A 12,591-nucleotide genomic window follows, 5' to 3' on the forward strand; every position below is an offset into this window, starting at 1 on the left:
CGGGGCCTCGCCGGGCCGCCGGTCAGGTCAGGACGCGGCGGGTGAACGTGCGGGTGGCGGCCCACGTCAGCAGGGCCGTCCCGCCGACGATGGCCAGCAGGAACGCCCACACCGGCATGTGCGGGATGCCGGGCGTCAGTGTGCTGCGCAGCCCCTCGCTCACGTACACCAGCGGGTTGAACAGGCTGAGGATCTGCAGCCAGCGGATGTGGTCCAGCGCCGACCACGGGTAGTACACGCAGCCGAGCATGGTCATCGGCAGCAGCACCATCGCGAACAGCACCTGCACCTTCTGCGGGTTCAGCAGGGTGCCGAGCAGCAGCCCGCCGGACGCGGCCAGCAGCGATCCCACCACCATGACCACCACCAGCACGGGCCAGTTCTCCACGTGCACGTGCGGGGACTGGCCCTCGGCGTGGATGAGCAGCACGGCCGGGAACACCAGCAGCCCGCCGATCAGCCCCTGCAGCGCCGCCGCGACGATCTTCTGCACCGCCAGCAGCGGGATCGGCACCGGCGCCAGCGCCCGGTCGGTGATGGACTTCTGCCAGTTCAGCTCCATCATCAGCGGGAAGATCACCGCCATCATCGCCTGCATGATGATGGACGAGCCGACCAGCCCGGGCACCAGGATCGTGGAGAACGTCGGCCCGCCGGGGCCGCCGGCCATCGCGCCGCCGCCGAGCTTGGGCAGCACGTAGGAGAAGACGAACACGAACATCACCGGCTGCACCAGCACCCGGACGAACGTCGACAGGAAGTTCTTGCGCATCACCCGCGCCTCGCGCGCCATCATCGCGGCGAACGTGCGGGGGATCGTCGCCCGCGCCGCGGGCGGCGGCTTCAGGACGGCGGTGGCCGGGGCGGTCATTCGCGGTATTCCCTTCCGGTGAGGGTGAGGAAGACGGTCTCCAGGCTGGGACGCAGCTGCGTGGCGTCGGTGACGCCGACCCCGGCGGCCGACCCGATGCCGACCAGCTCGCCGAGGATCCCGTCGGGCTCGGTGGCGAACACCCGCACCTGGCCGCCGGTGACCTCGACCTTGCTGATGCCGTCGCGGTCGCCGAGCTTGTGGATCTCGTCGGGCGCGGGCGCGTCGTAGGCGACGGTGATGACGGTGTCGGCGCCCGCGGTGGCCTTCAGCTCGTCCACGGTGCCGGCGGCGAGGAGCCGGCCGTGGTCGACGACCGCGACCCGGTCGCAGAGCGCCTCGGCCTCCTCCATGTAGTGGGTGGTGAGCAGGATCGTCTGCCCGCCGGCCTGCAGGCCGCGCAGCACCTCCCACAGGTTGGTGCGGGTCTGCGGGTCCAGGCCGGCGGTCGGCTCGTCCAGGAACAGCACCTCGGGGCCGTGCATCAGCGCCCGGCAGATCATCACCCGCTTGGCCTGCCCGCCCGACATCTCGAACGGGTTGCCCTTGCGGTGCTCGGTCAGGCCGAACAGCTCGATCAGCTCGTCGGCGCGGCGCCGGGCGTCCCGCGCGCTCAGCCCGAAGAACCGGCCGCGGAACTCCAGGTTCTCGGCGGCGGTGAGGTCGCTGTCGAGGGTGTTGTTCTGCGACACCACGCCGATGCGGCGCTTGATCTCCACGGCGTCCTTCACCACGTCCAGCCCGGAGACCCGGGCGGTGCCGCCGGTCGGGACGACCAGGGTGGTGAGCATGCCGATGGTGGTGGACTTGCCGGCGCCGTTCGGGCCGAGCAGCCCGAAGAACTCGCCGCGCGGCACGTCCAGGTCGATGCCCCGGACGGCGGGCACCGCGGGCCGCGGGCCGGCGGCGGGGTAGGTCTTCTTCAGCTCCACCGTCTGGACGGCGGGCTCGGGGGGTGCGCTCACGCGCTGTCTCCCTTCCCTGGCTTGCCCTCGGAGTAGTTCTCGAACTGCTTGATCAGGTTGAGCAGGAACCGCCGGACGGCCGCCTCGTCGCCCTCCTCGACGACGTCGTACAGCTCGTTCAGGTCGCGGCCGATGGGCTGGGACTTCTCGGCGAGCAGCCGGCGGCCCTCGTCGGTGATGCGCAGCATCACCCCGCGCCGGTCGCGGTAGGAGCGCTCGCGCCGGACGTGCCCGTTGCGCTCGAGCGTGTCGACCACCGAGGTGATCGTGGCCGGGGTGACCAGCAGCCGCTTGGCGCACTCGCTCGGGCGCAGGCCGTCCTCGACGACCAGCAGGCGGAGCAGGAAGTACCCCGCCGGGCTGATCCCGTGCTTCTCGACGATCCGCCAGACGATCGGGCCCGCCAGCCGGGACGCGGCGCCGAAGAGGCGGCCGACCGGCCACTCCTCCATGGGGCCGAGCGCCTTGAGGTCGCCGATGCCGAGGTTCTCCATGGCGGCGATGTTAGGGCACAGATGTTCAGGTGGCAAATCTTTAGGTGCCTAACTACCTGTCGGATCACAGCTGTCAATGTAGGTTGACATTCGGACGACTGTCAACCTCTGTTGACGCCGTTCCGAGACCTGTGTCGCTCGTCTCAGATCGGGTCCGGCGAGACGCTCGACGTTGAATAGATTTCCAGTTGCATGCATACTCTTACTCGCTGCTTCCTGAGGAGGGACATGGGAATCCGGACGGCGGTCGCCGGCGCCAGCGGGTACGCGGGCGGCGAGCTGCTGCGCATCCTGGCGGGACATCCAGAGTTCGAGATCGGCGCGCTCACGGCGGGCTCCAACGCGGGCACCGAGCTGGGCGCGCACCAGCCGCATCTGCGATCCCTGGCCGGGCGCGTCCTGGCCGAGACCACTCCGGACACCCTCGCCGGCCACGACGTCGTGTTCCTGGCCCTGCCGCACGGCCAGTCGGGACCGCTCGCCGCCGACCTCGGCGACGACGTGCTCGTCGTCGACTGCGGCGCCGACCACCGGCTCACTGACCCGGCCGCCTGGGAGGCCTTCTACGGCTCCCCGCACGCCGGCACCTGGCCCTACGGCCTCCCCGAGCTGCCCGGGCAGCGCGACGCGCTGCGCGCCACCAGGCGGATCGCGGTCCCCGGCTGCTACCCGACCGCCGTCACCCTCGCGCTGTTCCCGGCGTTCGCCGCCGGGCTCGCCGAGCCCGACGTCGTCGTGGTCGCCGCGTCCGGGACCTCGGGCGCCGGCCGGTCGCTCAAACCGCACCTGCTCGGCAGCGAGGTGATGGGCTCGGTCAGCGCGTACGCCGTCGGCGGCGTCCACCGGCACACCCCCGAGATGACGCAGAACCTCAGCGCCGTCGCGGGGGAGGAGGTCACCGTCTCCTTCACCCCGACGCTCGCGCCGATGAGCCGCGGCATCCTCGCGACCTGCACGGCCAAGGCCCGCCCCGGCGTCACCGCCGCGACGCTGCGCGCCGCCTACGGCGACGCCTACGCCGACGAGCCGTTCGCCGGGCTGCTGCCCGAGGGGCAGTGGCCCGCCACCTCCATGACCCTCGGCGCGAACACCGCGCTCGTCCAGGTCGCGCTGGACGAGGCCGCCGGCCGGATCGTCGCGGTCGCCGCCGTCGACAACCTCGCCAAGGGCACCGCGGGCGGCGCGGTCCAGAGCGCCAACCTCGCCCTCGGCCTCCCGGAAGAACTCGGGCTGACCACGATCGGAGTGTCCCCTTGAGCGTCACCGCCCCCCGCGGTTTCCGCGCCGCCGGCGTCGTCGCCGGGCTGAAGGACAGCGGCACCCGCGACCTGGCCCTCGTCGTCAACGACGGGCCGTCCCGCGCCGCCGCCGCCGTCTTCACCCGCAACCGCGTCAAGGCCGCGCCCGTCCTGTGGTCGGAGCAGGTCCTCAAGGGCGGCCGCGTCCGCGCGGTCGTGCTGAACTCCGGCGGAGCCAACGCCTGCACCGGCGCACCCGGCTTCCAGGACGCCCACGCCACCGCGGAGAAGGCCGCCGAGCTGCTGGCCGACTCCGCCGGCGAGATCGCGGTCTGCTCCACCGGCCTGATCGGCGAGCGGCTGCCGATGGACGCGCTGCTGCCCGGCGTGGACAAGGCCGTCGCGGAGCTGTCGCGCGGCGACGGCGGCCTCGCCGCCGCCGACGCGATCCGCACCACCGACACCGTCGGGAAGATCTCCTTCCGGCAGGGCGACGGCGGCTACATGATCGGCGCGATGGCGAAGGGCGCGGGCATGCTCGCCCCGTCCCTGGCCACCATGCTCTGCGTGATCACCACCGACGCCGACCTGCCCGCCGACGCGCTGGACCGGTCGCTGCGCGCCGCGACCCGCGTCACCTTCGACCGGCTCGACTCCGACGGCTGCATGTCGACCAACGACACCGTCCTGCTGATGGCGTCCGGCGCGACCGGCACCGTCCCCGGCGAGGAGGAGTTCACCGCGCTGCTCACCGAGGTCTGCGCCGACCTGACCCGGCAGCTCCTCGTGGACGCCGAGGGCTCCTCCAAGGCCATCGCGATCGAGGTCGTCGGCGCCGCGTCCGAGGACGACGCCGTCACCGTGGCCCGGTCCATCGCCCGCAACAACCTGCTCAAGTGCGCCGTCCACGGCGAGGACCCCAACTGGGGCCGGGTGCTGTCGGCGATCGGCACCACCGACGCGGTGTTCGAGCCCGACCAGCTCAACGTCGCCATCAACGGCGTCTGGGTGTGCCGCAACGGCTCGTTCGGCGACGACCGCGACAAGGTCGACATGCGCCCCCGCGACGTCACGATCACCGCCGACCTGTCGGCCGGCCCGCACAGCGCGACCGTCTGGACGAGCGACCTGACCGCCGACTACGTCCACGAGAACTCGGCGTACTCGACATGAGCGCGATCACGAGCGGCGCCCAGATGCGCAAGAACCGCGCGGGCGTCATGGGCAAGGCGGAGACGCTGATCAAGGCGCTGCCGTGGCTGGAGCGCTTCCACGGCACGACCGTCGTCATCAAGTACGGCGGGCACGCGATGTCCGACGAGGCGCTGCGGCACCAGTTCGCCGAGGACATCGTGTTCCTGCGCTACGCCGGGCTGAAGCCGGTCATCGTGCACGGCGGCGGCCCGCAGATCAACGCGGCGCTGGAGCGCAACGGGATCGACTCGACCTTCACCGCCGGCCTGCGGGTCACCACCCCCGAGGCGATGGAGGTCGTCCGGATGGTGCTGACCGGCCAGGTGCAGCGCGACGTCGTCGGGCTGATCAACCGGCACGGGCCGTTCGCCGTCGGCATGTCCGGCGAGGACGCGAACCTGTTCACCGCCGAGCGCAAGCACGCCGTCGTGGACGGCGCGCGCGTCGACATCGGCCAGGTCGGCGAGATCGTCGAGGTGGAGGTCGGCGCCGTCCGGGCGCTGCTGGACGACGGACGCGTGCCGGTCGTGTCGAGTATCGCGCGCGGCGACGACGGCGAGGTGTACAACGTCAATGCCGACACGGCCGCGGCGGCGCTCGCGGTCGCGCTGGACGCGGCGAAGCTGGTCGTGCTCACCGACGTGGAGGGCCTGTACGCCGACTGGCCCGACAGCGACGACGTGATCGACCGGCTGACCACCGACGAGCTGGCCGCGCTGCTGCCGGACCTGTCCGCCGGGATGGTGCCGAAGATGGAGGCGTGCCTGGCCGCCGTGCGCGGCGGCGTCCCGCAGGCGCACGTCCTGGACGGGCGGGTCCCGCACTCGCTGCTGCTGGAGATCTTCACCGACGAAGGGATCGGAACGATGGTGCTGCCGAGCCTCCCCGGCGGACCGGTGACGGAGGACCCCAGATGACGCGGGCGGCAGGGAGCGGCGACGATCTGCGGGCGCGGTTCGAGGCCGCGTTCATGCCGAACTACGGTGTCCCGCCGGTGCCGCTGGTGCGCGGCGAGGGCTGCCGGGTGTGGGACGCCGACGGCCGCGAGTACCTCGACCTGATCGGCGGTATCGCGGTCAGCTCCCTCGGGCACGCCCACCCGGTGCTCGTCGAGGCGGTGTCGAAGCAGGCCGCGACCATCGCGCACACCTCGAACCTGTTCCTGAACGAGCCGGAGGTGCTGCTGGCCGAGCGGCTGCGGGAGCTGCTCGGCGGCGACGGCCGGGTGTTCCTGGCCAACAGCGGCACCGAGGCCAACGAGGCCGCGCTCAAGCTCGCCATCAAGTACGGCAAGGCGAACGGCCGGACGTACTTCGTCGCGACCGAGAACGGCTTCCACGGCCGCAGCATGGGCGCGCTGTCGCTGACCGGGAAGAAGGCGATCCGGGAGCCGTTCGGGCCGTTCGCGATCGACGTCCGGTTCGTCCCCTATGGTGACGCGGACGCGCTCAAGGCCGCCGTGGACGAGCGGTGCGCCGCCGTCTTCCTGGAGCCCACGCAGGGCGAAGCGGGTGTCGTGCCCCCGCCGCACGGCTACTTCACCGCCGCCCGCGAGATCTGCGACGCCACCGGTGCGCTGTTCGTCGCCGACGAGATCCAGTCCGCCATCGGCAGGACCGGAGCCTGGTTCGCGTTCCAGCACGAGAACGCCAAGCCGGACGTCCTCACCCTGGCCAAGGGGCTCGGCGGCGGCATGCCGATCGGCGCGTGCATCGGGTTCGGCCCGCACGGCGAGATCTTCGCCAAGGGCGACCACGGCAGCACGTTCGGCGGCAACCCGGTCAGCGCCGCCGCCGCTCTCGCCGTCCTGGCCACCATCGAGAAGGACGGCCTGCTCGCCAACGCCGCCGAGGTCGGGGAGATCCTCGCGTCCGGCATCGAGGCGATCGACCACCCGCTGCTCGAGGGCGTCCGCGGCCGAGGACTGTGGCGCGCCGCCGTCCTCACCGGACCGCACGCACCCGCCGTCGAGGCCGCCGCCCGCGACGCCGGGTTCCTCATCAACGCCCTGCAGCCCGACGCGCTGCGGCTCGCCCCGCCGCTCACCCTCACCGGCGAGCAGGCCCGCTCGTTCACCGCCGCGTTCCCCGCGATCCTCGACACCGCCGCGTCCGCCCTGAAGGAGAGCTGACCCATGACCGGCACCGTCCGGCATTTCCTGCGCGACGACGACCTCGCGCCCGCCGAGCAGGCCGAGGTCCTCGACCTCGCCGCGAAGGTGAAGAAGGACCGGTTCGCCCACCGGCCGCTGGAGGGCCCGCGGTCGGTCGCGGTGCTGTTCGACAAGCCGTCCACCCGGACCCGGCTGTCGTTCGCGGCCGGCATCGCCGAACTCGGCGGCAACGCCCTGGTCATGGACGCCGGCACCAGCCAGCTCGGCCGCGGCGAGACCATCGCCGACACCGCCCGCGTGCTGGAACGCCAGGTCGCCGCGATCGTCTGGCGGACCGCCGGGCAGGAGCGCATCGACGAGATGGCCGCCGGCACGGCCGTCCCGGTCGTCAACGCCCTCACCGACGAGTTCCACCCCTGCCAGATCCTCGCCGACCTGCAGACCGTCCGGGAGGCCAAGGGCGGGCTCGCCGGCGCCACCCTCGCCTACTTCGGCGACGGCGCCAACAACATGGCCCACTCCTACCTGCTCGGCTGCGCCACCGCCGGCATGCACGTCCGCGTCGCCGCACCGCCGTCCCTGCCGCCCGACCCCGCGGTCGTGGCGCGCGCCACCGAGATCGCCGCCGCCACCGGCGGCTCGGTCACCGTCACCGGCGACGCCGCGCAGGCCGCCGCCGGAGCCGACGTCCTCGCCACCGACACCTGGGTGTCGATGGGGGAGGAGGGCAAGGACACCTCGCTCTACGAGCCCTACGCGGTGAACGAGGACCTGCTCGCCCGCGCCGACGGCGAGGCGATCGTCCTGCACTGCCTGCCCGCCTACCGCGGCAAGGAGATCTCCGCCGCCGTCCTCGACGGCCCGCGCAGCCGCGTGTGGGACGAGGCGGAGAACCGGCTCCACGCCCAGAAGGCGCTGCTGGTCTGGCTGCTGGAGCGATCCCGGTGACGACCCCGATGACCAAGACCGCCCGCCAGTCCCGGGTGATCGACCTGCTGACCCGCCACCCCGTCCACTCGCAGGGCGAGCTCGCCAAGCTCCTGCAGGACGCCGGCGTCGACGTCACCCAGGCCACGCTCTCCCGCGACCTCGTCGAGATCGGCGCGGTGAAGCTGCGCGCCGACGACGGCAGCCTGATCTACGCCGTCCCCGGCGAGGGCGGCGAGCGGATCCGCCGGGCCCGCACCGGCGCCGCCGAGACCTTCGCCGGACGGCTCTCCCGGATCGCCGCGGAACTGCTGGTCTCCGCGGAGGCGTCGGCGAACCTGGTCATCGTCCGCACCCCGCCGGGCGCCGCCCAGTACCTGGCCTCGGCGATCGACCACGCCGAATGGTCGACGATCCTCGGCACCGTCGCGGGCGACGACTCCATCCTCGTCATCGCCCGCGACCCGAACGGCGGCGAGGACGTCGCCGAGGCGCTCATCGGGCTGACCGCCGGCCGCGAACGGCGAGGCTAGGGCGCCGCGCGCCCGAGAACCCGGAACGGACCGCCCAGCCCGGCTCGCGGGCGCCGGACGCGCACCGCCGCGCCCGGCATGGTGGGATGGCAGGACACGAACGTACAGCGGTGGGAAGAAGAGGATTTCCGTGACCAAGGCACCGACGCGACTGTGGGGCGGCCGGTTCGAGGGCGGTCCGTCGGACGCGCTCGCGCGGCTCTCGGTGAGCGTCCAGTTCGACTGGCGGCTCGCCCCCTACGACCTGATGGGCTCGCGCGCCCACGCCCGCGTCCTCAACCGGGCCGGGCTGCTCACCGACGACGAGCTGGACCGAATGATCGGTGCCCTCGACGACCTGGAGGCCGCCTGCCGGTCCGGGGAGTTCCGGCCCGCCGTCGCCGACGAGGACGTGCACACCGCCCTCGAACGCGGCCTGCTGGAGCGCCTCGGCGCCCTCGGCGGCAAGCTGCGCGCCGGCCGCAGCCGCAACGACCAGGTCGCCACCGACCTGCGCCTGTACCTGCGCGACCACGCCCGGCAGATCGTCTCCCGGCTCGTCGAGCTGGAGACCGCGCTGATCGCGCAGGCCGAGCACAACCTCGGCGTCGCCGCGCCCGGCATGACGCACCTGCAGCACGCGCAGCCGGTGCTGTTCTCCCACCAGCTGCTCGCGCACGTCCAGCCGCTCACCCGCGACATCGCCCGGCTGCGCGACTGGGACAAGCGCGCCGCCATCTCCCCGCTCGGCTCCGGCGCCCTCGCCGGCTCGTCGCTGCCGCTGGACCCGCAGGCCACCGCCGCCGAACTCGGCTTCGACGCCGCCGCGCCCAACTCCATGGACGCCGTCGCCGACCGCGACTTCGTCGCCGAGTTCCTGTTCACCGCCGCGCTGATCGGCGTGCACCTGTCCCGCCTCGGCGAGGAGGTCTGCCTCTGGGCCTCGCAGGAGTTCCGCTGGATCGAGATGGACGACACCTACGCCACCGGGTCGTCGATCATGCCGCAGAAGAAGAACCCCGACGTCGCCGAGCTGGCGCGCGGCAAGGCCGGCCGGCTCATCGGCCACCTCGTCGGCCTGCTCACCACCCTCAAGGGCCTGCCGCTCACCTACAACCGCGACCTGCAGGAGGACAAGGAGGGCGCGTTCGACGCCGTCGAGACGCTCCTGCTCGTCCTGCCCGCCATGTCCGGCCTGATCGCCACCATGCGGATCAACACCGAGCGGCTGGAGACCTCCGCGCCCGACGGCTTCGCCCTCGCCACCGACCTCGCCGAACTGCTGGTGCGGCGCGGCGTGGCGTTCCGCGACGCCCACGAGGTCGTCGGCCACCTCGTCGTCTGGTGCCAGGTCAACGACAAGGACTTCGACGACCTCACCGACGACGAGCTGGCCAAGGTGTCCCCGCACCTCACGCCGGACGTCCGCGAGGTCCTCAACGTCCAGGGCGCCCTCGCGTCCCGCAAGGCCTACGGCGGCACCGCCCCCGACCGCGTCCGCGAGCAGATCACTGCGCTGCGCGCCCAGGTCAACGAGCACGCCTCCTGGGCCGCCGAGGACTGACCGCCGCGCGACCGCCCCGCCCGCCCGCGGGGCGGTCGCCCCGGTCCCGGCCGCCCCCTAGGCTGGTCGACCGGCGGACCACCCCCTAGACCACGGTGAGGCGATGGACGGAGCGCTGCTGCCACGGGACTTCTTCGACCGGCCGGTGGACGAGGTGGCGCCCGCGCTGCTCGGACACGTGATCACGCATCGCACCGCCGAGGGCGAGGTCGCCGCGCGGCTCACCGAGGTCGAGGCCTACGCGGGCCCCCTGGACCCCGCGTCCCACGCCTACCGCGGCAAGACGCAGCGCAACGCGGTCATGTTCGGGCCGCCCGGGCACGTCTACGTCTACTTCACCTACGGCATGCACTTCTGCATGAACCTGGTGTGCGGGCCGGAGGGGACGTCCTCGGCGGTGCTGCTGCGTGCCGGGGAGATCATCGCGGGGGAGGAGATCGCCCGGGCGCGGCGCCCGAAGTCGTCCGTCCGCGACCTGGCCCGCGGCCCCGCCCGGCTGTGCCAGGCCCTCGGCATCGTCCGCGACCAGAACGGCCTGGACGTGTGCACCCCCGGTGGTGAGATGACCATCCTGCGGGGCGAGCCCGCCGACCCCGCGCTGATCCGCAGCGGCCCGCGGACCGGCGTCAACGGCGCCAAGGAGGTGCCGTGGCGGTTCTACATCGACGGCGACCCGACCGTGTCGCCGTACCGCGCGCACGTCCCGCGCGTCCGCGGGAAGGCCGCCGGCCGGGCCTGACCTCCGAATATCGTTGGCGTGGGCTTCCGCCCATCGGGCAGTCTGGTGAAAGAGCCGGACGGCAAGGCTGAGACGAGGGAGAACGTGACCGACATCCTGGATGACCTCGCGTGGCGCGATCTGATCGCGCAGTCCACCGATCTGGACGAGATGCGGGCGCAGCTCGCCGCGGGGCCGGTCACGCTGTATTGCGGGTTCGACCCGACGGCGCCCTCGCTGCACCTCGGCAACCTCATCCAGATCCTCATCCTGCGGCGCTTCCAGCAGGCGGGGCATCGTCCCCTCGGCCTCGTCGGCGGCGCCACCGGCCTCATCGGCGACCCGAGCGGCAAAAGCGCCGAACGCGTGCTGAACTCCGAGGAGACCGTCGCCGGCTGGGTCGAGCGGATCCGCGGCCAGGTGTCGCGGTTCCTCGACTTCGACGACGGCCCGACCGGCGCCACCATGGTCAGCAACCTCGACTGGACCGGCCCCATGTCGGCCATCGAGTTCCTGCGCGACATCGGCAAGCACTTCCCGGTCAACCGGATGCTCGCCCGCGAGACCGTGAAGGCCCGCCTGGACACCACCGGGATGAGCTACACCGAGTTCAGCTACGTGCTCCTGCAGTCCATGGACTTCCTGGAGCTGTACCGCCGGTACGGATGCGTGCTGCAGACGGGCGGCAGCGACCAGTGGGGCAACCTCACCGCCGGCGTCGACCTGATCCGCCGCGTCGAGGGCGGCACCACGCACGCGCTGACGACACCGCTGCTCACCAAGGCGGACGGGACGAAGTTCGGCAAGACCGCCGGCGGCGAGACGTACTGGCTCGACCCCGAGCTGACCTCGCCGTACGCGTTCTACCAGTTCTGGATCAACGCCGACGACCGCGACGTGGAGAAGTTCCTCAAGGTCTTCAGCTTCCGCTCCCGCGAGGAGATCGAGGACCTGGTCAAGCAGGGCGCCGACCGGCCCGCGGCGCGCGTGCCGCAGCGCGCCCTCGCCGAGGAGATGACGACTCTCGTCCACGGCGCGGACGAGACCGCCGCGGTCGTGGCCGCCTCCAAGGCCCTGTTCGGGCAGGGCGCGCTGGAGGAGCTGGACGAACGCACCCTGAGGTCGGCGCTGGCGGAGGTCCCCCGCACGGAGATCCCGCCCGGGGAGCTGCCGCCCGTGGTGGACCTACTGGCGGCGTCGGGCCTGTGCAAGAGCAAGTCCGAGGCCAGGCGCACGATCGCCCAGGGCGGCGTGTACCTGAACAACGCCAAGGTCGAGTCGGAGGACGCCGCCCCGGCGCCGGACGACCTGCTGCACGGTCGCTTCCTCGTCCTGCGGCGGGGCAAGCGCAACGTCGGCGGCGTCGAGGTGACCGCGTCCTGAACCGCACGCGGCGAGCGCCCGTCCGGACCTCTCCGGGCGGGCGCTCGTCATGTCCGGGGAAAACTTCGGTAGACACACGTCACAGTGCGGTCACGAGGAGCCACAACTGGGCCGGTCTGAGACCAGGAAACGCCTTCTGACCTGCTTAAACGTGGCCTGGGCGATCGATTTGACGGTCCTGTCGCGGGGACCTAATGTTCTACACGCCCCACGGGGGAGCGGGACGCTTGACACGGCGGCCGGCCCCGGGGGAACCCTCCCCAGACCGGCTGGAACGGACGTGTCCGTTCTAAAAGGGACGTCGAGGGCCGAACCGCCCATAGTTTGACAAAGCGGGCGGATCGGGTAGGATCGAAGGGTTGCCCCGGAGCGAGGGCCGCGGAAGCGGGTCTGGCGCGGTGGGTGTCCGTTTCTTGAGAACTTAACAGCGTGTTAAAAGCCAGTGCCTTTATCGATCCGGCTTTTGGGTCGGATCGCCCCGTAGCCGTTCTCGTTTTTCGGGGATGGTGGGGATTTCTTTGAGGCAATACGGTCCTTCGGGATCGTTTGCTGGGATTTTCTTCTGAGGTTTGGCTGCTCTGGGGTTCGCCCCCTGGGGTGGTCGTTCGACCT

The 12,591-nt window shown here is 72.1% G+C and carries 12 protein-coding genes; 9 read left to right on the forward strand and 3 right to left on the reverse strand.

Annotation, left to right across the window (positions count from 1 at the left end; translation table 11 throughout):
• Positions 1–22: 22 nt before the first annotated feature.
• The 3 genes from QP089_RS48000 to QP089_RS48010 are packed head-to-tail and all read right to left on the reverse strand — an operon-like array spanning position 23 to position 2,330.
• A complete protein-coding gene (locus QP089_RS48000) occupies positions 23–871 on the reverse strand; it encodes an ABC transporter permease (RefSeq protein WP_285921304.1) in 849 nt (282 codons plus the stop codon).
• Positions 868–1,836 carry an ATP-binding cassette domain-containing protein gene (locus tag QP089_RS48005; protein ID WP_285921305.1) on the reverse strand — a complete coding sequence of 323 codons (969 nt, stop codon included), beginning with the start codon at positions 1,834–1,836 and terminating at the stop codon, positions 868–870. The genes QP089_RS48000 and QP089_RS48005 overlap by 4 nt, the downstream gene beginning before the upstream one ends.
• Positions 1,833–2,330: a MarR family winged helix-turn-helix transcriptional regulator gene (locus tag QP089_RS48010; RefSeq protein WP_285921306.1), complete on the reverse strand. Its 498-nt coding sequence runs from the start codon at positions 2,328–2,330 to the stop codon at positions 1,833–1,835. Before QP089_RS48010 ends, QP089_RS48005 begins: the two co-directional genes overlap by 4 nt.
• A 228-nt stretch (positions 2,331–2,558) precedes the next feature.
• Here QP089_RS48010 and argC point away from each other — a divergent pair, with 228 nt between their 5' ends.
• From argC to tyrS, 9 genes are all read left to right on the forward strand, one after another.
• Positions 2,559–3,587, forward strand: coding sequence for an N-acetyl-gamma-glutamyl-phosphate reductase (argC, locus tag QP089_RS48015; RefSeq protein WP_285921307.1), 1,029 nt, complete (start codon positions 2,559–2,561; stop codon positions 3,585–3,587).
• A complete protein-coding gene (gene argJ / locus QP089_RS48020; RefSeq protein WP_285921308.1) occupies positions 3,584–4,741 on the forward strand; it encodes a bifunctional glutamate N-acetyltransferase/amino-acid acetyltransferase ArgJ in 1,158 nt (385 codons plus the stop codon). The genes argC and argJ overlap by 4 nt, the downstream gene beginning before the upstream one ends.
• 23 nt (positions 4,742–4,764) lie before the next feature.
• A complete protein-coding gene (gene argB, locus QP089_RS48025; RefSeq protein ID WP_285921316.1) occupies positions 4,765–5,679 on the forward strand; it encodes an acetylglutamate kinase in 915 nt (304 codons plus the stop codon).
• Positions 5,676–6,893, forward strand: a complete 1,218-nt coding sequence (locus QP089_RS48030; protein WP_285921309.1) for an acetylornithine transaminase — start codon at positions 5,676–5,678, stop codon at positions 6,891–6,893. The genes argB and QP089_RS48030 overlap by 4 nt, the downstream gene beginning before the upstream one ends.
• Positions 6,894–6,896: 3 nt before the next feature.
• Complete coding sequence (argF, locus tag QP089_RS48035; protein ID WP_285921310.1) at positions 6,897–7,823, forward strand: ornithine carbamoyltransferase; 927 nt, start codon at positions 6,897–6,899, stop codon at positions 7,821–7,823.
• An 8-nt stretch (positions 7,824–7,831) separates the two neighbouring features.
• Complete coding sequence (locus QP089_RS48040; RefSeq protein WP_285921317.1) at positions 7,832–8,335, forward strand: arginine repressor; 504 nt, start codon at positions 7,832–7,834, stop codon at positions 8,333–8,335.
• 130 nt (positions 8,336–8,465) lie between these two features.
• Positions 8,466–9,878: an argininosuccinate lyase gene (gene argH, locus QP089_RS48045; RefSeq protein ID WP_285921311.1), complete on the forward strand. Its 1,413-nt coding sequence runs from the start codon at positions 8,466–8,468 to the stop codon at positions 9,876–9,878.
• A gap of 103 nt (positions 9,879–9,981) precedes the next feature.
• Complete coding sequence (locus QP089_RS48050; RefSeq protein ID WP_285921312.1) at positions 9,982–10,617, forward strand: DNA-3-methyladenine glycosylase; 636 nt, start codon at positions 9,982–9,984, stop codon at positions 10,615–10,617.
• 84 nt (positions 10,618–10,701) lie between these two features.
• Positions 10,702–11,979, forward strand: coding sequence for a tyrosine--tRNA ligase (gene tyrS / locus QP089_RS48055; protein WP_285921313.1), 1,278 nt, complete (start codon positions 10,702–10,704; stop codon positions 11,977–11,979).
• Positions 11,980–12,591: the final 612 nt, after the last annotated feature.

This window comes from Actinomadura opuntiae (assembly GCF_030283205.1).
Taxonomy (GTDB): Bacteria; Actinomycetota; Actinomycetes; order Streptosporangiales; family Streptosporangiaceae; genus Spirillospora.

Coding starts and splice junctions, on each gene's coding strand:
- QP089_RS48000 (WP_285921304.1), bottom strand. CDS start 871: ATGACCGCCCCGGCCACCGCCGTCCTGAAGCCGCCGCCCGCGGCGCGG.
- QP089_RS48010 (WP_285921306.1), bottom strand. CDS start 2,330: ATGGAGAACCTCGGCATCGGCGACCTCAAGGCGCTCGGCCCCATGGAG.
- argC (WP_285921307.1), top strand. CDS start 2,559: ATGGGAATCCGGACGGCGGTCGCCGGCGCCAGCGGGTACGCGGGCGGC.
- argB (WP_285921316.1), top strand. CDS start 4,765: ATGCGCAAGAACCGCGCGGGCGTCATGGGCAAGGCGGAGACGCTGATC.
- QP089_RS48030 (WP_285921309.1), top strand. CDS start 5,676: ATGACGCGGGCGGCAGGGAGCGGCGACGATCTGCGGGCGCGGTTCGAG.
- argF (WP_285921310.1), top strand. CDS start 6,897: ATGACCGGCACCGTCCGGCATTTCCTGCGCGACGACGACCTCGCGCCC.
- QP089_RS48040 (WP_285921317.1), top strand. CDS start 7,832: ATGACCAAGACCGCCCGCCAGTCCCGGGTGATCGACCTGCTGACCCGC.
- QP089_RS48050 (WP_285921312.1), top strand. CDS start 9,982: ATGGACGGAGCGCTGCTGCCACGGGACTTCTTCGACCGGCCGGTGGAC.